The organism is Streptomyces sp. NPDC088762 (assembly GCF_044750905.1).
In the GTDB taxonomy this organism is placed as follows: Bacteria; Actinomycetota; Actinomycetes; order Streptomycetales; family Streptomycetaceae; genus Streptomyces.
In genome coordinates, this window is record NZ_JBIVKT010000014.1 from 66630 (window position 1) to 86930 (window position 20301).

Genomic DNA, 20301 nt, shown 5'->3' on the forward strand with positions numbered 1-20301 from the left:
GACGCCGGTCGTTACCGGCGGCCGCGGACACGGACGTTGGCTGCGGACAGGTACAGGGCGTTCTTCAGCTGGAACGGCGTCAGCCGCGGGCCGCTCGACAGGATCCGCGCGCAGAGCCCCGCGATGAACGGGGTGGCGTAGCTGTTGCCGGAGCTGCGGATCGACGTGCCTCCGAGCCACGCCACCTGGACTTTCTGGCCGGGGGCGAAGAACTCCACCGGGGGCTCGGGGTTGTAGAGGTGGAGATCCGGGTCGTCCTCCTGGTGGCTGCCGACCGAGATCACCGAGGAGAAGCGCCAGGGAAAGCTCTCCACCCGCGTGTTGTGCGCGGAGGCGACGATCACGGTCTGCTGGAAGTACGCCTCGTCGGTCAGCCGGCGCAGCTCCTCCACGAAGCGGTCGTGGGTGGTGGACAGGCTCAGGTTCACCACGTCGAACCGCTGGCGCACGGCCCAGCGGATTCCTTCGAGCAGGACGTCCCCGCTGCCGGAGAACCGGTCGCCGAGCACCCGGATGCTGGACAGCTCGCAGTCCGGCGCGGTGCGCCGGATGATCCCGGCGCAGGCGGTGCCGTGACCGCAGGTGTCGCCTTCCTCCGTCTCCTCGACGTGGACGCCCTCGTCGTCCTTGAAGACCCTCCACGACCGGGCGACCGGGCCGACCATGGGATGGTCCCGTTCGACCCCGGAATCGACCACGCAGACGCGTACGCCGCGGCCGGTGCCTCCGAGGAGACCCTCGTCGGGCGCGTCCGGCGGCCCGTCGGCCTCCACGGGTACGTCCGAGGGGCCCCGGCCTCGCAGGCCCCAGGTGAGTGCGGGCGCGGGTTGCTGCGCGGCGGTCATCGTGGTGCTTCCTTTCCGGCTCCGGTGACCCGTCCGGCGGCGGGGCCGTGCCCGGGCGAGCGGCTGTGGCAGCGGAAGACCACGGCCTCGGCCTGGCGTACGGCGGGCAGATGGCCCTTGTCCGCGAAGCGCCGGCGGGCGCGGGTCGCCGCCGCGGCTGCGTCGGCCGGGCGCCCCAGCGCCAGGGCGGTTCGGGCGAGGTCGAGGGCGGCGATGCCCTGGACGATCGGCGAGTCGGTGCGGTCGGCGGTGGCGAGCGCCCGGGCGGCCAGCCGGGTGGCGGTCGAGGCCTGCCCCCGTGCGGCGGCGAGCCGGGCGCGCAGGCCGTCGAGGTCCGCCGACTCGGCTCGCGGCCGGGCCGGTTCCTGGTACTCCCCTTCCAGTTCGGCGAGGGTGCCGCGGGCGGTACGCCAGTCGCCGAGGTCCAGCCGGATGCGGGCGGCGTCCAGCAGGGCACCGCGCAGCAGCGCCGTGGCGCCCAGGTCGCGCGCGGCGGCGGCGGCCCGTTCCAGGCCCAGGAGCGCCTCCTCCCGGCGGCCGGTCAGATCGGCCACGGTCGCTGTGAAGATCGGCAGGAAGGCGTCGGCCTCGGCGTAGCCGAGCCTCTTGGCGAGGTGCTCCGCCTCCGCGAGGCAGGCCAGGGCCCCGTCCCGGTCGTCGTGGAGGGCCAGCACCACCGCCAGCGGGCAGTTGAGCGTCAGCCGGACGGCCCGGCGGCCGGCCCCCTGGTCGGCAAGGAGCTCGCGGCAGCGGGACACCGCGTCGGCGACCGGTTGGGGGCCGCGCCAGAGCGAGACCCCCAGCGCGCCGAGGGCCGCGGCCCGCTCCGGCTCGGCGTCGGCGCGTACCGCGTGGTCCAGCGCGCGGGCGAGCAGACGCTCCGCCGACCGGTGCCGGCCCTGTTCCTGGGCGCGCTGGGCGAGCCGCAGGCAGGCCCTGGTCTGGCCGAGGTCATCGCCGGCCGCCGCGAAGACCGGCAGGGTGGCGCCGGCGGCCGCTGCCGGTGACTCGCCCGGTCCCCCGGACCGGGCGACCGAGGCCAAGGCGAGGCGGGCGTGCGCGCTCTCCACCGCCTCCTCGCCGTCGGCCCGGGCCTCGGCCAGCACCGTTTCGAGCAGCGCTCTGCCCTCCGTGCCGCGCCCCAGGTCCAGCAGCGCCTGGCCGAGCCGCCGGCGTGTCGCCGTACGTCCCGGCTCGCCCGCCGCATACCGGGCCGCGGCCCTGGTCAGCACGTCGGCCGCCCATACGGGGTCCGCGTGGGCCAGCGCGAGGCGCCCGGCCTCGGCGAGCGCGTCGGCGGCGCGCCGGCGCAGCCCGTCGGTGTGCGCGTCCTGGGCGCCCAGCTCCACCCGGTAGCGGTACGCCTGTTCCAGGTGGCCCCCGACCGCCGCGCTGCCCCGCCGGCGGACCGAGTCCAGGCGGGCCGCCCGTTCGTGGTGGTCGGCGCGGTCCTGCTTGGACTGGCTGGCGTAGACGACCTCCTGGATCAGCCCTCCGGCGAAGCGGAACGCCGCGCCGTCCGGCCTGATCAGGCGGTGCCGGACCAACCGGTGCAGCAAGGGTCGGAGTTCGGGGCCGGTCCACGCCGGCGGGGGATGTCCGGCGAGCGCCGTCAGTTCGTCGGCGGTGAAGTCGCCGCCCAGCACGGAGGCCAGGCCCAGGGCCCGGTGCTCGGGCGGGTCGAGCGCGTCGATCCGCGCGCCGATCAGGGCTTGGAGCGGGAGCGGAACGCTGTCCGCGTCGATCGCGTCGCCCGCGACCAGCAACTGCTCCAGGTGCAGCGGGTTTCCGCCCGCCCGTGCCAGGGCCTGGGGGCCGAGCGGCTCGCCGTGCGCCGTGCCCCCGGTCAGCTCGGCAGCGAGGAGCTGCGCCTCGGCGTCGGAGAGCCCGCCGAGCGGCACGGCGTCCGCAGCCAGCCCGGGTCGTACGTCGAACAGGTGGGGACGGGTGAGCAGGATGATCAGGACGGCGGCGTCGCCGAGTGCCCGCAGCAGCCGGTCGAGGGCGTCGAAGAGCGGCTGCGCGCCCCAGTGACAGTCGTCGATCACCAGCACCACGGGCTGCGTTCCGCAGAGCCCGGCAAGGACCTTGGCGAGTGCGGCGCAGGTGTCCGCGGGCGACGGGTTGGGCGTACCGTTCAGGAGCAGGCCCTGGTGGAGCAGGTCCAGTTCGGGCGACGGTACGGCCGTCACTCCGGTCCTCAGCAGGTCGGCCACGGCATCGGCGAGCGGTCCGAGGCTGGGCTGTTCGCCGCGGGCCCGACAGCGCCCGACGCCGTGACGCGGGCCGCCCGCCGTGGCCGTGGCCCGGTGGAGCCACTCTCGCACGAGTCTGGTCTTGCCCTGGCCCGCCTCCCCGCCGATCACCATGCGAGCGGCCCGGCGGGTGCGCACCACCCGGTCCAGCGTCCGGTCGAGCAGGGCCAGTTCGCGGGTCCGGCCGATGAAGGCGAGGTCGAAGCGGCGCAGCGCCTCCGGGCCCTCCCCCTCGTCCAGGCCGATCAGGCGGTGAGCGGTGACCCGGTCGCTCTTGCCCTTGAGCAGCAGCGGCCCGGTCTCCGTCGTCCGGACGCCCGGCCCGGCGGCCGCCAGGGTGTCCGGTCCGATGAGGATCTCCCCGGCGGCGGCGTTCTGTTCCAGGCGCGCGGCGATGTTGACCACCTCGCCGGAGACCATCGCCTGCCGCAGGGTTGCCGAACCGGTCACCGCCTGGCCGGTGTTGAGACCGATGCGCATCTCCAGCCGTACGCCGACGCCCTGCTCCAGGCGGACGTTGAACCCGGCGAGCGCCTCCCGCATGGCCAGGGCGGCGGCGACGGCCCGGCGGGCGTCGTCCTCCTGCACGGTCGGCACTCCGAAGACGGCCATCACGGCGTCCCCGATGAACTTCTCCACGGTGCCGCCCTGTTCCTCGATCCGCAGCCTCATCAGGTCGAACCAGCGGAGCGTCACCGAGCGCAGGGTCTCCGCGTCCAGTGCCCCGGAGAGCGCGGTGGAACCCACCAGATCGCAGAACAGGACGGTCACCACCTTGCGGCCGGTCGGCTTGGCCGTGACCGGCCCGGGGGCGCACGGGCTGCCGCAGAAGGGGCAGAACCGGGCGTCGGGCGGCAGTGCGCTCCGGCACTCGGTGCAAGGCATGGATTCCTCCGGTGGACGCGGGACCGCGGGACGGCCGGGGTCAGAACAGAGCGCCGCCCGCCACGTCGGCATGGGCCTGCACCTCGGGAGCCGCCGCGTCGAGCCTGCCCCTGATGTCGACGAGCAGAGCCAGTTCCTCGGGGCCCAGCGCGCGCAGGACCTCGTACTGCTCCTCGCTGAGGGCGTCGAGGTCGAACCCCGCGGCGGCCAGCTCCTCCAGGGTGGGCTCGGGCGGGGCATCACCGGACGGGGTGTCGTCGTGGGGCCTGGTGTCCTCGGTCACGGGTGTCCTCCGGGGTCGGCGGCGAGGGAGAGGAAGAGCCGGGTGAGCAGGTTCGCCGTGTGCAGCGCGCTGACGGAGACGGTGGTCTGCCGGGCCGGGGCCGGCGCGAGGTCGTCGAGCACCCGGTGGAGGTCGTCGAGATGGCCGCCGTCGAGCTCGGCGTGTTCCCTGAGGGTGCGGAACGCGCCGTCGGGGAGCCCGGTGGCTTCGGTGAGGCGGTCGGCGAGCCGGGGCCCGGGAGCGTTGCCCTCCAGGACCGCGATGTACCCGAGCAGCGCGACGGGGTGCTCGTGCTCGATCCGGTAGTACTGCGCCCCGGCGAGTTCGACGACGACGGGGGGCGGTACGGCGGCCGGCCCGGCACCGGCGGCGGCGAGGTCCTCGAGCAGCCAGGTGTCGTGGTCGCGCTCTTCCTCGGCGTGGCGGGTGTAGTACGCCGCGAGGTTCCGCGCGGACGGGTCGTCCAGCTCGGCGCACCGCTCGGCGGCCCGCTCCAGCAGCGGCACCGAGGCCCGGACGAGCGGATGCATGGCCGCCAGGTAGCGGGGGTACCGCTGCCGCAGTCCGTCCGGTCGCCACAGCGCCGCGGTCGCGGCCCTCAGGGCGGTGGTGGTGGGCGCGAGTTTGGTCCTGAGCGCGAGGGATGCGGGGGCGGTCACCGAGGGCTCTTCTCCGGGGGAAGCGACTCGACCAGGTCCGCGTAGCGGGCGCAGCCCAGGCGACGCACCAGCGCGGCGGGTCCGGCGGCGCGCTGCTGCTCCGCGCTGAACCGGTCGAGGAGTTCACCGACCCGGCCGCCGGCATCGCGGTCCGCGCCCGCGAGGACGCCGGGGCGGTCGGCGAGTGCGTGACAGCTGCGGCAGTAGCCGGCCGGGGCGGGTGAGCTCTCGTAGCGGGCGTGCAGCCGCTGGGGGCCGACGGCGCGCAGCATCCGCAGGACCGGGGAGCCGAGGGAGCGCTCGCGGACGGCCGGCCAGTCGTCGTCGGCGATGTGTCCGAGCCTCAGGTGCCGGGGCACGGGGCGGCGGTCCACCGTCCACTGGTTGCAGCAGGCGGCCACGGTCCCGTCGAAGGCGACCACGGGCCAGGCCGCGAGGGTGCACGGCGCCGCCACGGAGCCGTCCGGTCCGGTCGGCGTCGCCGGGACGAGGCCCGCGGCGCGGCCGAGCGGCCGGACCTCGTTGACGAGGAGGGGCACCCGGCCGGCGAACACGCGGCGGACGTCCGCGACGGCGTCCGCCAGATACGGGTCGTCGGGTCCGGTACCGGTGAGGTGGATGCTGACGGGGATCCCGGCGTCGAGCACGTCCCGCAGGGCGCGCAACACCCCCGCGCGGGGGACCTCGCGCTCGTGGTGGACGTCCAGGCTCGCCGAGAAGTGGTCCAGGGCCGTGATCGCCCGCATGATCCGGTCCGGGACGCGCCCCTCACGGGCGAAGAACATTCCGCTGAGCAGCGCCGTACGGGAGCCCGCGGCGCGGGCGAGACCGGCCAGGCGGGCGGCCAGTTCCGGCAGCAGCAGCGGTTCGCCCCCGGTCAGCATGACCGCCTCGGGGCGGTCCTGCGCGCCGAACGAACCGACGAAGCGCAGCAGGTGTTCCGGGTCGGGCTGTTCGGAGACCGACATGGAGGAGCCGGTGGAGCAGTGTGCGCAGCTCATGGGGCAGCGACGGGTGAGCGCCACCAGGAGACCACCACAGGGCACCGGCCGCAGGCCGATGAGCTCCGACAACTCCACGTCTCCCCCTCTCGTGCTCGTGCCGCGCGCCGCTGCCGCGCGCGGTTCATGGCCCGGATCGTGGCAGCGGGCGGCACACTTCCGGTTCACGAACGCCTGGTGATCGGTTGATCCGCAGGTCGGAGCGGCCGCACATCGGGGATCGGCCGGGTCTGCGGCGGGGATCCGGGGTCGTACCGCGGCCCTGTGCTCGGCGTATACCGGCGCCGAACCGGTGGCCAGGCGTTCCCGTACCCGGCGTCCCTAACTTCTTGCTCAGACGGCGCCACACCGACGCCGCCGACGAAGGAGGACGCACATGTCTGAGAACACGAAGCCGCAGACCGAGACCGAGGACATCGAGGTCGTCGCCCACGGCGAGGACGAAGAGGCCGAGGCCGGCTGCATCGTCAACCACTCCGCGGAGATGTGACAGCTCGTCTCCCGAGCCTGAGCACCGCGCGGGCCCCCCGGCTCTCGGCAGATCCTGCCCGGAGCCGGGGGCCCGCGGCCACCCCGGCACCGGAACCGCCACACCGTGGGAGCGGCGACCATGAAGATCCTTCTCTGCCCGCTCAGTGACGGCGGCTACCTCTACCCGGCGATCGCGGCCGGCCGGGAACTACGGCGCCGGGGCCATGACGTCGGCGTGCTGGGCCGCTCCACCGCAGCGACCGTCGCGTCCGACGCCGGACTGCCCTTCGCGGCGGCCGAGGACTACGGCGGCCACCGGGCGTTCTCCGCCACGTGGTGGGGGCCGACCGGCGCGGCGCAGTACCGGGCGATCGTACGCGCGGCCCGCGAGGCGGGGGCCGACCTGCTGGTCACCTCCGTGCTCTGCAACGGCGCCCTGCTCGCCGCCGAGACGCTGGACGTCCCGGTGGTCGTGATCGGGCTCGCGGCGCACCTGTGGGACTACCGGTCGGGCGGCGACGACGAACCGCACCTGGGCCGGACCCGGCAGAGCCGGACCCAGGACTGCCTGCGGATCCACAACGGCCTCCGGGAGCAGACCGGTCTGGCGGGGCGGGCCTCCCGGTGGGGGGACGAACCGCTGCTGGGCGACGCGTTGCTGCTGCGCGGGGATCCGGAACTGGAGTATCCGGGGGCCCGCCTGCCCGAGCGCGTCCGCCACGTGGGACCGCTGTCCTGGGAACCGACGCCCGACCCGGCCGAGGTCGATGCGATCGCGGATCACCTGTCGCGGTCCGGCAAGCCCGTCGTCTACGTCCATCTCGGCCGCTTCTTCGAGGGCAGGAGCCTGTGGCCGCGCCTCAACGAGGCCTTCACCGGCGGCCGGTTCCAGGCCGTGGTCGAGCAGGGCCGCTCGACCGACCCGCAACCGGCCCCGGACGCCGACATCCTGCTGGTCCGCAAGCGCTGGATGGGACCGCTCGTCGACCGCGCCGGCCTCGTGCTGAGCAGCGGCACCTCCGCGCCCGTACTGGCCGCGCTCCTTCGCGGCCGGCCCCTCGCGCTGTCACCCAACGGCTCCGAGCAGCCCCTGCTCACCGGCGCCTGCCTGCGGGCCGGCGTGGCCGTGCACTTCCCGAACCGCCCGTCCGCAGCGGCTTCGGCGCTGCTGGAGTCCGCGTGGCGGGACGACGGTCTGCGGGCCCGCGCCCACGTGCTCGGCAGCAGGCTGGCCGCGATGGACGGCGCGGCACGCGCCGCCGACGTCGTCGAGCGCGTGGCCGGGGCGTCCGCCGCTCCCCCGGCCGGAGCCACCGCCGCCTTCCCGGCCGGGGCGTCCACCGCCCCCTCCGCCGTGGCGTCCGTTTCCTAAAGGAGAACCATGAGTACGCGATCAGCAGGCCTGGACGAGGCCGTGACCAGCCTGTCGGCGGGCGCGCGGCGGTGGATCGGGCTGCACGCGGCCTACCTCGACTCCCCGGCCGCGCGCGCCGAACTGCCGGTGACCCCGCGCGTGAAGGCCCTCCTGCAGCTCGCGATGCTCCGCCGCTACTGGGAGAAGCGGGCACCCGCCGACCCCGCCCTGGCCGGGGTGACCGCGGTGGTGGAAGACGTGTGGCAGCGCCCCGACTTCCCTCGGCTCCTCACCGTCGAGGAGCGGTACGGACGGCAGTTCGAGCTCATGTACGCGGCGCTGGCACCGGCCGGGGCCGCCACCGACGCGCCCCGTGCCGTACTGGCCCGGCTGGCGGCCGGCAGCTACCTGACGCCGGGCCGCAAGCCCCCGTTCCTGCATCTGGAGGCCAGGTTCTACGCCGATCTCGCGGGCGCCCCGCACCGGTTCGCCTCGTACGAGGAGCTGTACGAGGCGAGTCCGCTCCCCCGCGCCGCCACGCTGCCGGTGGCCGACCTGGACGGCTGCCAGGTCGCGCACACCGTCCTCTACCTCAGCGACTTCGGCCTGCGCGAACCCCGCCTTCCCGAGGTGGAACGGGGGCGGGCGCTGCGCGTGGTGGAACGGCTGACGGACCACTGCGTGGGACTCGGCGACTGGGACGTCGCGGCGAAGCTGCTGATCGCCCAGTACTGCCTGGGTGCCGATCCGCTGCGCACCCCCTCCGGCGCGGCCGCCCTGCGCATGCTCGTCGCGGCCCAGGCCGCTGACGGAGCGATCCCCGGGCGCTGCGCCGCCGAGCGGCTCCCGGCGGACGCGACGCCCGTGCAGTACTTCCGGAAGTCCTACAAAGTGACCCTCGTCGTGGCGCTGATGACGCTGATCGTCACCGGCGCCCGCACCGACGAGCCCGCCCTGACAGCGGCAACGGCCGTACGGGAGACCTTGTGAGCATCGACCAAGCGGTGAATATCGGCCTGCCCGTCACCCTCAGCCCGGCCACCGGCTCAGGAGCGGCGGTGACGGCCCCCGAGGCCCCCGCGCCCCTCCCCTCCGGCGCCCGTCTCCTGAAGGGCGAGCAGAACTGGTGGTTCCTGGGCCCGGGCGGGGTCGCCCGGCTCCGGGACCGGCACGTCACCGGCGACGGTGCCCTGCGCCCCGAGGCGGAACGGTCGCTGCACGAGCGGGGCATGTTCACCCGCGGCCGGATCCGCGCCTACTCGCTGACCGTCCTCACCAGCACCCACTGCAACCTGGGCTGCGGGTACTGCTTCCAGAACACCGCGCAGGACGAGGCGGGCGGCAGCCGGCCGCCCCGGATCGGCCGGTCCCGCCTCACCTCGGAGACCATCACCGACATCCTCGGCTTCACCGAGCGGCAGATGGCCGCAGTAGGCCTGGAGAAGCTCAGGATCCTGCTCTTCGGCGGGGAGCCCCTGCTGAACCCGCGCGGCTGCCTGGAACTGCTGGAGCGGGCGGCGCGGATCGCGCCGACCTCGGCCTGGATGATCTCCAACGCCACCCTGCTCACCCCGTCCCTCGCCCGCCGGCTCGCCGACCTGGGGCTGACGTCCGTCCAGGTCACCTTCGACGGCGACCGCGCCGACCACGACCGGATCCGGGTCGGCCGGGCGGACGGCGGCGCCACCTTCGACAAGATCGTCGGCAACATCGCCAAGGCCTCCGAGGACACCCGGATCCAGTGGACGCTGCGGGTCAACGTCTCCCAGGAGACCTTCCACGGCGTGGACGCCCTGATCGACCGGCTCGCCGCCTCGCTCGACCCGGCCCGGTGCACGCTGTACTTCGCCCGGATCGGCGACGTGGGGGTCGGCTACGCCAACAGCCTGCTGCACACGGGCGAACTCCCGGCCGCCTTCATGCGGTGGCAGCGCCGGGCGCTCGACCTCGGCTTCACGGTGACCCGCCCCGGCGCCCACAAGAGCTGTGCCACCTGCGGTCACACCGACGGCCGCTACGGCGCGGTGGTGAGCGCGGACGGGACCCTGGCCAGCTGCTGGGAGACCGCGGGCAAACCCGACTGGGAGGTCGGCACGGTCACCGACGGCTATCTGCCGGGCGCGCAGACCCGGGACCGCTGGATCGCCTGCCAGGACCTCTACCGCTACGACGAGGACGCGCGGACGCTCGCGCGGTTCCGCGACTCCGTCGACACGGCCCTGCTCGACTACCTGCACGAGACGGGGCGCCTGTAGTCATGTCCTCACCCCTGGAGCGGCTCTCCGCCGGCGCGCTCGGCTGGCTCGGCGGGAATCTGGACCACTTCGACCCGTTCTCGGCGAGCGCCCGGTCGGCGACCCACGGACAGGCGAAGGCGGCGCTGGAACTGGCGCTGCTCTGCCATTGCGCGGCCCGCCCGGCCGACCCTCCGGAGGCGCTGGACGAGGCGGGGGCCCTGGTCCGCAAGCTGTGGCAGGACCCGGACTTCCCGCCCCTGTTCGCCGGCGTCCCGAAGTACGCCTCCACGTACGGGCTGGTCTACGCGGCACTGGCGCCCGACGGGATCGACGACACCCAGGTCCGGGCGACGCTCGCACGACTCGACCCCGGGTTCCTCGCGCCGCGGGGGAAGTCCCCCTACCAGCGCATCGAGATCCGCCACTACGCGGACAAGGCCGACGTCCGCCACACCATCGAGCCGTACGCCGAACTCCTGCCGCACAGCCCGCTCGTCGCGTTCCGCGCCGCCGAACCGAGGGACGCGACGTCGGGGGACGGGGCGCCGCTCACCGCCCCGCAGGCGTACGCGGTGACGCACACCGCCTTCTATCTCGGCGACTTCGGCCGGACCGCCCCCGGGCTGGACGGGGAGGCCCTGGCACACGCCCGGGACCTGGTCGACCGGTTGCTGCGCCACTGCGTCGAGCACGACCGGTGGGACCTGGCCGCGGAGCTGGTCCTCGCCCAGTTCATCCTGGGCAGCGAGCCGCTGGACACGTCCTCGGGAGCCGCGGCCGTGGAGTGCCTGGTGCGGGCCCAGCGGCCCGACGGGTCGGTCCCGGGGCGGTCCGCGGCGCTCGCGGCGCACCCGTCGGCCCCGGGCGCGGAGTTCTTCCGGAAGGCGTACCACACGACCCTGGTCACCGCTCTCATGGCGCTGATCGTCTCGTCGCCGAGGCCGTCGTGACACCGCGGCTGACCCTCATCAACCGGGACTACACCCGGCTCTGGTCCGGCCAGGCCGTCTCGTCCGTCGGGGACGCCGTCTTCAACACGACGCTGGTGCTGTGGGTGGCCACCGTGCTCGGGAAGGGCGAGGCGTGGGTGCCGGTGGCGGTCAGCGGCATCGTGCTGGCGTCGAGCGTCGCCGTGCTGGTCATCGGCCCGCTCGCGGGCGTGTTCGTCGACCGCTGGGACAAGCGCGCCACGATGCTGCGCACCGAGGTGCTGCGCGGCGCACTGGTGGCCGTGCTGACGGCCGTCGCCTTCCTGCCGGCCGGCACCCTCCCGACCGGCGTGTGGCTCGGCCTGATCTACGCGACCGTCCTCCTGCTCAACGCGGCCGGCCAGTTCTTCTCCCCGGCGCGCTTCGCGGTCCTCGCGGACCTGGTGACCGGGGACGCCGACCGCGCCCGCGCGGCCGGCATCGGGCAGGCGACCGCCGAGACGGCCTGGATCATCGGACCGCCCCTCGCCGCGCCGCTGCTGTTCACGGCCGGACTGCAGTGGGCCCTGCTCCTCAACGGCCTGTCGTACGCGGTCTCGTACGTCGCGATCCGCTCCATCGGCGTACGCGGGTCCGGCACGGGCTCCGCGGGACGGGGCGGCGCGCCGCGACCCGCCGAGCGGCAAGCGGGCGGACTGCGGCGGGAGTTCACGGACGGACTGCGCTTCTTCACGGGCAGCAGGTTCCTGGTGGCGCTGCTCCTGCTCGCCGTCATCGGCCAGTTCGGGATAGGGGCGCTGGGCACCCTCAACGTCTTCTTCGCCACCGACAACCTCCACGCGGACGCCCACCTCTACGGATACCTCGGCATGGCCATGGGCGCGGGTGGCATCACGGGAGCGCTGAGCGGGGGCCGGGTGGTGCAGTGGCTCGGGGCGCGGAGGACCACCTGGATCAGCCTTCTGCTGAGCGGGGTCCTGCTGGTCGCCTACTCCCGGCAGACGGGCTTCTTGGGCGGCCTGGCCCTGCTCTTCTTGTTCACCGTGCCGCTCACCCTGCTCAACACGGCGATGTCACCGCTGCTGCTCGCGGCGGCGCCCCCGGACTACCGGGGGCGGGTGATGGCCGTGTTCTACCCGGTGACGAGGCTGGCGTCGATGCTCTCCGCGGTCCTGTCCGGCTGGCTCGCCGGATCCGTGCTGCGGGACACCGGGGGCTCCCTCGGCGGGCTCCGGTTCGGCCCGGTCGACACGATCATCGCCGCGTCAGGGCTGATCGTGCTCGTGGCCGGCGTCTTCGCCATGGCCGCCCTGCCCGGCGCGGAAGGCGCCGAGGAGGCCCCGGAGGAGGGCGCCGCGGAGGGCGCCGGGAAGGCCACCGAGAGATCCGGCGGTGACACGGCCGCGCCACCCGCCGACCGTCCGCCCGCGTCGCACGTTCCCCGACCGAAGACCCGTCCGTTCGCGCACGGACGCCTCACACGAAAGAGGACGGACATGTCCGAGAACGAGACGACGAACCCCGAGCCGGACGAGCGAGCGGACGTCGAGGTCGTCGCCCATCACGACGACGAGGAACTTTCCGCCTGCTGCATCATCAACCGGTCCAGCGAACTCTGACCACCGACGGATGAGGGAGCAACGAGTGACCCCGGAGCCCCGCCGCTATCCGCGGGCGGAGCGGCAGGACGTCGTCGAGGAACTGCACGGTCTGCGCATCCCCGACCCCTACCGCCGGCTGGAGGACGCCGAGTCCCCCGCGACACTCCGCTGGAGCGCGGAGCAGGACGAGCTCTACGCGGCGGAACGGGCCTCCTGGGCGCACCTGGAGCGCTGGAAGGCGGAGGTGGCGGCGATCGACGCCGTGGACCGCGTCCGGTCGCCCAAGGTCCGCGGCGGCAGGGTCTTCTGGCTCCGGCAGGACGCCGGTCAGGAACATCCGGTGCTCATGGTGGCGCAGGCCGGGGCGGACACGAGGGAGCGGGTGCTGCTGGACCCCAGTGCCCTCGACCCGTCGGGACGCACCGTGCTCGACGCCTGGGAGCCCTCCGTGGAGGGTGATCTGCTGGCCTTCCAGGTGTCCCGGAACGGCACGGAGGACTCGCTGCTCCGGGTGCTCGACGTGGCCACCGGGGAGGTCGTCGACGGGCCGGTGGACCGGGTGCGGAGGTCGTCGATCGGCTGGCTGCCCGGCGGTGAGGCGTACTACTACGTCAGGAACCTCGACCCCCGGCTCCACCCCGGCGAGGGGCGTTACCACCGCCGGGTGTGCCTGCACCGGGTCGGCACGGACCCCGGGACGGACGCCGTGGTCTTCGGTGAGGGGCGGGACAAGACCCAGTTCTACAGCGTCTCCGTGACCGCGGACGGCCGCTGGCTCGGCGTCACGGCCACGCTCGGCACCGGCCGCGGCACCGATCTCTACCTGGCCGACCTGTCGGCGGGGCCCCTCGAGCGCCCGGAGCTGCGGCCCGTTCAGGAGGGCATGGACGCCGCCACCCGCCTGTACGCGGTACCCGGCACCGGTCCCCGGGACCTGGTGTGGCTGCGCACCGACCGCGACGCCGCCCGCGGACGCGTCGTCGCGTGCCGGCCGGCCGAACTGCGCCTGGGCCCCGGTGCCTGGCGCGAGGTGGTCCCCGAACGGCCCGACGCGGTGCTGACCCACCTCGTCGTGCTGTCCGGCCCGGAGCTGAAGCACCCGCTCGGCCTGGCCGCCTGGACCCGCGACACGGTGGCCGAGGTGACCGTGCACGACCTGGTCGAGGGCCGGCAGATCGGCACGGTCCCGCTGCCCGGCACCGGCGCCGTCGGTGACTTCTCCGCCGGCCCGCCCGGCGGTCACGAGGCCTACTTCGCCTACACCGACTTCGTCACGCCGCCGCGGGTGCTCCGCTTCGACGCCCGGACGGGCCGCGCGTCGCGCTGGGAGCGCGACGCCCCGGACGCCGCGGGCGTCGGCGGGGCGGTCACCCGCCAGGTCGCCTTCCCCTCGCGGGACGGCACGACGGTGCGCATGTTCGTGATCTCCCCCACCGGCCGTCCGGACGTGCCCCGCCCCGCGCTGCTCACCGGATACGGCGGCTTCGGCAAGACGATGTCGCCCCGGTACCGCGCCCAGGTCCTCGCCTGGGTCAGGGCCGGCGGGGTGTTCGCCTGGGCGGGCCTGCGCGGCGGCGGCGAGGAGGGCGAGGCCTGGCATCTGGCGGGCAGCGGGAGGAACAAGCAGAACACCTTCGACGACTTCGCCGCGGCCGGCGACCGCCTGATCGCGGAGGGCTGGACCGAGCCGGGCCGCCTCGCGATCATGGGCGGCTCCAACGGCGGGCTGCTGGTGGGCGCCGCCCTGACCCAGCAACCGGAGAAGTACGCCGCCGCGGTGTGCATGGCCCCCCTGCTGGACATGGTCCGCTACGAACGGTCCGGCCTCGGGCCCAGCTGGACGCCCGAGTACGGCAGCGCGCAGGATCCGGCCCTGCTGCCGACGCTGTTCGGCTACTCCCCCTATCACCGGGTCACGCCCGGGACCGCCTACCCGGCGGTGCTGCTGGTCGCCGCGGACGGCGACACCCGGACCGATCCGCTGCACGCCCGCAAGATGTGTGCCGCGCTCCAGCACGCCTCTTGCGGCACCGGTCCGGTGCTGCTGCGGCTGGAGCGGGGCGTCGGCCACGGCGACCGGTCCGCGTCCCGCGCGGTGGCCCTGCAGGCCGAGTGCCTCGCCTTCCTGGCGGAACAGGTGGGACTCCCGGGTCCGGAGCCCGCCCGGCCGGAAGGTCCCGGTCCGGCGGCCCCGTGACACGCCGGCTCCGGCCGCCCGACGGGGCGGCGGCCGGAGCCGGCCCGGGGACCCCCTAGGTGGGCACGGGCGTACCGGGCAGCCGCGAGCCGCGCGCGTACAGCCGTATCAGGTGTGGCAGTTCGTACTCCGCCGCGTGCGCGGTGACCTCGCCGCAGGGTGACGTCACCATTCCGGCGCCGATGAGCGCCTCCACCACCCGTACGGCGTGCTGCTCGTCGCAACCGAGGGCCTCGGCCGCCTCGGTCAGGCCGAAGGGACCCTCCCCGGTGCCCGCGGCCAGCCGTTCCACGTCACGGCCCCACTCCTGCGGCAGCGCCTCCCAGCCGTGGGCCAGCCACCGCCGGACGGACACGTCCCCGGACGTCAGTTCGTCCAGCGCCCCCGCGGGGTCGGTGAGCCGGTCCGCGAACTCCCACAGCGGTATGTGGCGGAGCACCGCGAGCCGCATCCCGCTCACCCGGACCGCCAGCGGCGACCCGCCGCAGGCGCGCACGATGCGCAGGGCGGCCTCCCGGTCGGCCCGTACCCGGCCCTGGCCGACGAGCCCCGCGAGCAGTTGCACCGACTCGGCGGTGCCGAGCGGGGGGACGGGGACCCGGTGCACGGGCGCCAGACCGCCCAGCTGGCCGCGCGCGGTGAGCAGCACCCTGCCCCGCCCGCCGCACGGGAGCAGCGGTCGTACGGCGCGTTCGTCGGGCACGTCGTCCAGGATCACCAGCACGTGGTGCTCCGCCAGCCACTCCCGCCACGCCTCGGGCCCGGACAGCCCCGCCTGGCCGGTCCGTTCACCGAGCTCCGCGAGCACCGTCGCCGGCGAGCGGGTACGGCCGTCCGCGTCACGCAGGGAAACGCAGAGCCGCCCGTCGGCGAACCGGTCGCCGAGCAGGTGGGCCGCACGCACCGCCAGCGTGGTCTTCCCGGCCCCGGCGGGGCCCGACAGCATCACGATGCGGCCGGCGCCGTCGTCCTCCAAGAGGTCGGTGAGCCGCCGCAGTTCTTCGCCGTGCCCGGTGAAGTCGACGAGGTCGGGCGGCAGAACGGCCGGCGGCCGGGCGGCCGCCCCCTCCCCGGCCCGGACGTCCCCCGCGAGGATCATGCGGTAACGGGCCGCCATGGCCCCGCCCGGCTCCAGGCCCAGTTCCCGGGCGAGGAGCTGCCGGTAGTCGTCGTACGCCGCGAGCGCCTCTGCCTGCCGGCCCGACCCGCTCAGCGCGCCCATCCAGGCGGACCGGAGCCGCTCGCGGAGCGGGTGCCGCTCCACCAGGTCACGCAGCCCCTCGACCACGGCCGGCGCGCCGCCCAGCTCCAGCTCCGCCTCGGCCCAGCTCTCGTAGGCCGTCAGATGGCGCAGCTCCAGCCGCTCGGCCTCCTCGGCCAGCCGGGGCGACTGCCGCAGGTCGTCGCCCAGGGGCGGCCCCTGCCACAGGTCGAGGGCCTGGCGCAGCAGTCGGGCGGCCGTACGGGGCTCCTGTCCCTCGGCGGCCCGCACCAGGGAGCGGAACCGCAGGAGGTCGAGCTCGTCCTCTGCCACGCGCAGCACGTATCCGCCTCCGGTGTGGGTGAGCCGCGGCCGGTCCCGGTCGTCGTCCGCGAGCAGCGCGCGCAGGGCACTCACGTACACCTGGAGGTTCTTGCGTGCGGTCCGCGGGGGCTCCTCCTGCCAGACCGCGTCGGTCAACGCGTCGACCGAGACGGGGCTGTTGGCCGAGCCGAGCAGGGTTGCCAGTACGACCCGCTGCTTCAACGGGCCGAGGGGCAGTGCCCGGTCGTCGCGGTGGACGGTGAGCGGGCCGAGGACGGAGAACCTGAGCGTGCCGGATGGCGCTGCGGACTGCGCGAACGGACGCGGCATCGAGCGAACCTCCGTGGGGTGACGGGAGTTGGTCGGTCCACTCGATGATCCGCGGGCCGTACCCGTCACACATCGGTGCCGGGCCCGCAGAGTCGCGCCGCCCGTGACCGTGTCATGGGGGACCGGCCCCCCATACGGGGGGCCGTGCCCCCATACGGACGGGAGCGTCCCCCATCCCCGCTCCGGCGGCGCCCCCTAAGCGGTGTCCGCGCACTCCGCAGACAGGGCACACAGGGCCGAACGGTCGGCGGAGCCGGTCTTGGTCATCAGACTCGCCATGTGCTTCTCCACCGTCCGGGGCGAGATGCACAGGCTCTGGGCGATCTGCTGGTTGCCGGGCCGCTCCGCGAGCAGCACGAACACCTCGTACTCGCGCGGTGTGACGCCCGCGGTGCGCAGGCCCGCGGGGATCCGCTCCCGGCCGCCCCGGCGCTGCGAGACGCTGACCCCCGCCTGCCGCAGGACAGCCCGGCAGGCCCCGGCCACCGTCGGTACGCCCGCCTCGTGGAAGTACTCCTCGGCGGTGCGCAGCCAGGTGACCGGCTCGCCCCAGGAATCGGCGAGCGCCGCCTCGGCGGTCAGCCGCAGCGCGAGGTGCCACGCCTGCGGGAACACCGTCGCCGCACGGCCGGCCCGCTCCACCGCGCGCTGCGCACCGTCCGCGTCGCCGTCCCGGCCGCGCAGCACCGCGTCCGCCATGCCGAGGAACATCCGGTTCCAGGCCAGCTGCCCGCCCGGCGAGGCCAGCGCCTCCCGATACGCTTCCCGGCCGGCGTCCTCGCCGTCGAGGATCCGTAACAGGGGGCCGAGCCCGTACCGGCCGCTGAGGTAGAAGAAGCTCGGGTGCTCCCGCTCCCACGCCAGCGCCGCGTCGAGCTCGGCCTTCGCCCGTTCCCGGTCCTCCCCCATCAGCGCGCCCACGGCCTGGCACAGTCCGCGCTGCAGGGGCACGAGCATGGACTCCTCTCCGCCCGTCCGGCGGAACCGGACCAGGGCCCGTTCCTGGTCGCGGGCCCGCCCCCGGTGGGCGGCGAGCGTGGCGTCGACGAGGAGCAGATAGCGGTGCGTCGACAGGTTCTGGAGGCGGGCGCTGGCCTCCACCGACCGCTCGACGATCTCCCGGGCCCGGTCCCACCGCCCGCCCAGGACGCTCTGCATGGCGAGGAACCCGTCGACGGCCTGGAGCAGGGCGAGCGAACCGAGTTCGTGAGCCGCCGTGCGGGCGGTCTCCAGACGGGTCGCCTCACCGGTCCGCATGAACGCGTTGGTGCCGAGCCGTACGAGTGCCTCGGCCCGGTACAGCGCGAGCCGGTGCTGTTCGGCGACCGCCAGCATCCGTTCCAGGCAGGCGTCGGCCTCGTCGAAGCCGCGCTCCCGGGACAGCATGGCCAGCAGCTGCCACGCCTGGCAGGCGACCACGGGCCGGCCGCGTTGCTCGGCGGTGAGCGCGGCGCGCCGGGCGGAACGTTCCGCCTCTTCCAGTCGCCCGCGACCGTCCTCGCCGCCCCGGCCCACCGGGCCGCGCCCCTCGTCCCGGCCGTCCTGCTCCGGCAGCAGCGCGAGATGGCCCTCGACGACCGCGAGCGCCGCCTCCTGCTCCGGGCGCGCGGCGACCCCGAGCAGGGCGCGGGCCGCCCGGATCCGGCGGCGCGCCTCCTCCTGCTGCTCCGCCATGGTCGCCACCCACGCGACCTGCGTGTGCGCCTGGGCCCGTTCCTCCGCGGCCCGCGACCCGGCGGGCGTCGGCGGAAGGTCGTCGAGCAGCGCGGCCGCCTCGTCGAGCCGCCCGGACTCGGCCTGGGCGATCGCCAGCTGCACCGTGATCTCGTCCCGCTCCTCGTCGGCCGCGAGCCCCCGGGCGCGCTCCAGCAGCACGGCGGCCGAGCCCGACGCACCGGCGTCCAGCATCTGCCGGCCGACCTGGGCGAACTGCCGGGCCGCCGCCACCTTGTCGCCCGCCGCCAGCCGCAGGGCTGCCACCAACTGGCGCTGGTCACCGGAGAGTTCACCGGCGCACTCTTCGATGGCCGAGGCCGCGCGCCGGGCCAGCGCGGCCTGCTCGGCGGGCGGCAGCGAGGCCCTGAGCGCGTCCGCCGTCAGGACGTGACGGAAGGTGTAGTGGTCGTGGGCGGCCCCGTCCGGGGCGATGATCCCCACTTCGGAGGCCGACCGGAGGTGGGCGAACAGCGCCCGGTCGTCGAGTCCGGTCACCGCCCTGAGAGCGCCGACGGAGAACCGGCCGCCGAGCGTCGCCGCGACGAGCAGCAGTTCGCGCACCGGTTCGTCGAGCCGGTCCAGCCGGCGCGCCCAACTGCGGACCGCGCCCGTCGGTACCGTCGCCCCGCCGTGCTCCGTAAGCTGCCACCCGCCGTCGGCCCTGCTCAGCCGTCCCGTGTCCAGCAGGTCGGCCAGCAGCACCTCCACCAGGTACGGGTTCCCGCCCGCCCATTGCGCGAGGTGCCGGTGCGCGGCCGGGGGCACCTCACCCGCTGCGACGTCCAGACACGCGGCCGCCATGTCCCGTACGGCGGCCTCGCCCAGCGGCCCGAGCTCCCTCACCGAGGCGGTGTTGCGCAGTTCGGCGGCGAGGGCGAGGTCCAGCGCCGGGCCGGGGTCGGGCCGGAGCGTGCCCACCAGGAGGACCGGCAGCTCCGCCACGTTGTCGACGACGTACTCGACGACCGCGATCGTCTCGGTGTCGGAGTCGTGCAGGTCCTCCAGCAGGATCAGGCAGCCCCGCTCGCGGCCGAGCACGGCCAGTAACCTGAGCAGCGCCTCGGCCAGTTCGACCAGCGAGATCGCGTATCCAGGCGCCACCGCGTCGGCCCGCCACTCCGGCACGAGGCCGGCCAACGCGGGCCGGTAGGGCTGCAGTTCGGGGTCGTCCGGAGCACCCGCCGCCCGGAACCGCGAGGACAGCGCCTCAACCAGGGGCCGGAAGGGCACGACGAGGCCGGTGGACGTGGCGCGGCCGCGCAGCACCGGCATGTCCCGGGCGTACGCGCGCAGGGCGGACTCGCCGGCCAGCCGGGACTTGCCGATCCCCGCCTCGCCGACGAGGAACACCGCCCGCCCGGCACCCCTCCTGACGCTCTCCAGGGCCTCGTCCAGCAGTCGGATCTCGGCGTCCCGCCCCACGATGACCGACGACGTCGCTCGCATGGGCGCAGGCTACTTGATCTTCTTCACGCACGGCAGAGGACCGGGGAACCCCCCGGCCTCCGCTCGATCCGTCAGGGCGTCATCCCCGACGCGTCACCGGGCGACGTGCCCGTCCTCCCGTCAGCACAGCGTGAGGGAGCCGGTGGTCCAGGGCATGTCCATGGAGGCGGCGGCGTCGGAGTCGGCCGTTCTGAGCAGTCGGCCGCGCAGCCCCAGCGCTCCGCTCGCCCCGAACACCACCTCGCCCACCGGGTGGTCGTGGGCCGCGCTCTCCGCGCCGGCGCTGCCGTCGACGTACCTCACCGAGTCGTTGATCTGCATGGTCATCGTCCGTCCTTCGTATCCGCAGGAGTGGTGGTCGTGATGAGCTGTGCGGCGGTGCGGTGTGTCCGGTCGTGCGCTCGGGGTGCTCCTCGGGGGAGCACCGCGGATCTTCGGCCGTACGGGATGCCGGGTGGGCGGTCCGGCGGCGGGCGCCCGGGCCCGTCGTACGGATCGGCCTCCCAAGGACGCGCCAAGGAGGGTGGCCGGCTGAGGGGTGTCGTGCGGACGGGCCCGGCCTGATCC

General features: G+C 74.9%; 14 protein-coding genes. 6 read left to right on the forward strand and 8 right to left on the reverse strand.

The genetic code is table 11. The features are described from left to right. Positions 1–11 precede the first annotated feature (11 nt). From ACIP5M_RS27145 to ACIP5M_RS27165, 5 genes are read right to left on the reverse strand one after another with little or no spacing between them, the layout of a single operon-like run. Positions 12–845 carry a S8 family peptidase gene (locus tag ACIP5M_RS27145; RefSeq protein ID WP_401201593.1) on the reverse strand — a complete coding sequence of 278 codons (834 nt, stop codon included), beginning with the start codon at positions 843–845 and terminating at the stop codon, positions 12–14. Next, positions 842–3985 (reverse strand): adenylate/guanylate cyclase domain-containing protein, encoded by a 3144-nt coding sequence (locus tag ACIP5M_RS27150; RefSeq protein WP_401201595.1) that lies wholly within the window; start codon positions 3983–3985, stop codon positions 842–844. Before ACIP5M_RS27150 ends, ACIP5M_RS27145 begins: the two co-directional genes overlap by 4 nt. Before the next feature lie 40 nt (positions 3986–4025). Further along, positions 4026–4205 (reverse strand): aroma-sacti cluster domain-containing protein, encoded by a 180-nt coding sequence (locus tag ACIP5M_RS27155; protein ID WP_401201755.1) that lies wholly within the window; start codon positions 4203–4205, stop codon positions 4026–4028. Positions 4206–4264: 59 nt separating this feature from the next. Then, positions 4265–4927, reverse strand: a complete 663-nt coding sequence (locus tag ACIP5M_RS27160; protein ID WP_401201596.1) for an iron-containing redox enzyme family protein — start codon at positions 4925–4927, stop codon at positions 4265–4267. Further along, positions 4924–6006, reverse strand: coding sequence for a radical SAM protein (locus ACIP5M_RS27165; RefSeq protein ID WP_401201598.1), 1083 nt, complete (start codon positions 6004–6006; stop codon positions 4924–4926). The genes ACIP5M_RS27160 and ACIP5M_RS27165 overlap by 4 nt, the downstream gene beginning before the upstream one ends. A gap of 532 nt (positions 6007–6538) precedes the next feature. On the opposite strand from ACIP5M_RS27165, the gene ACIP5M_RS27170 reads away from it, so the two are divergent. From ACIP5M_RS27170 to ACIP5M_RS27195, 6 genes are read left to right on the forward strand one after another with little or no spacing between them, the layout of a single operon-like run. Beyond that, entirely contained in the window at positions 6539–7771 is a 1233-nt protein-coding gene (locus ACIP5M_RS27170) for a glycosyltransferase (protein WP_401201600.1), read from the forward strand. Between the two features lie 9 nt (positions 7772–7780). Next, positions 7781–8743, forward strand: a complete 963-nt coding sequence (locus ACIP5M_RS27175) for a DUF6895 family protein (protein ID WP_401201602.1) — start codon at positions 7781–7783, stop codon at positions 8741–8743. Beyond that, positions 8740–10008: a radical SAM protein gene (locus tag ACIP5M_RS27180; RefSeq protein WP_401201603.1), complete on the forward strand. Its 1269-nt coding sequence runs from the start codon at positions 8740–8742 to the stop codon at positions 10006–10008. Before ACIP5M_RS27175 ends, ACIP5M_RS27180 begins: the two co-directional genes overlap by 4 nt. A 2-nt stretch (positions 10009–10010) precedes the next feature. Further along, positions 10011–10940: a DUF6895 family protein gene (locus ACIP5M_RS27185; RefSeq protein ID WP_401201605.1), complete on the forward strand. Its 930-nt coding sequence runs from the start codon at positions 10011–10013 to the stop codon at positions 10938–10940. Then, positions 10937–12538 (forward strand): MFS transporter, encoded by a 1602-nt coding sequence (locus tag ACIP5M_RS27190; protein WP_401201606.1) that lies wholly within the window; start codon positions 10937–10939, stop codon positions 12536–12538. Before ACIP5M_RS27185 ends, ACIP5M_RS27190 begins: the two co-directional genes overlap by 4 nt. Positions 12539–12563: 25 nt before the next feature. Beyond that, entirely contained in the window at positions 12564–14717 is a 2154-nt protein-coding gene (locus ACIP5M_RS27195; RefSeq protein WP_401201607.1) for a prolyl oligopeptidase family protein, read from the forward strand. 55 nt (positions 14718–14772) lie between these two features. Here the strand turns inward: ACIP5M_RS27195 and ACIP5M_RS27200 are convergent, their stop codons facing one another. From ACIP5M_RS27200 to ACIP5M_RS27210, 3 genes are all read right to left on the reverse strand, one after another. After that, complete coding sequence (locus tag ACIP5M_RS27200) at positions 14773–16572, reverse strand: BTAD domain-containing putative transcriptional regulator (protein WP_401201609.1); 1800 nt, start codon at positions 16570–16572, stop codon at positions 14773–14775. Between the two features lie 195 nt (positions 16573–16767). Further along, entirely contained in the window at positions 16768–19734 is a 2967-nt protein-coding gene (locus ACIP5M_RS27205) for a helix-turn-helix transcriptional regulator (protein WP_401201610.1), read from the reverse strand. Positions 19735–19854: 120 nt separating this feature from the next. After that, positions 19855–20061 (reverse strand): hypothetical protein, encoded by a 207-nt coding sequence (locus ACIP5M_RS27210; RefSeq protein ID WP_401201612.1) that lies wholly within the window; start codon positions 20059–20061, stop codon positions 19855–19857. Between the last annotated feature and the right edge of the window lie 240 nt (positions 20062–20301).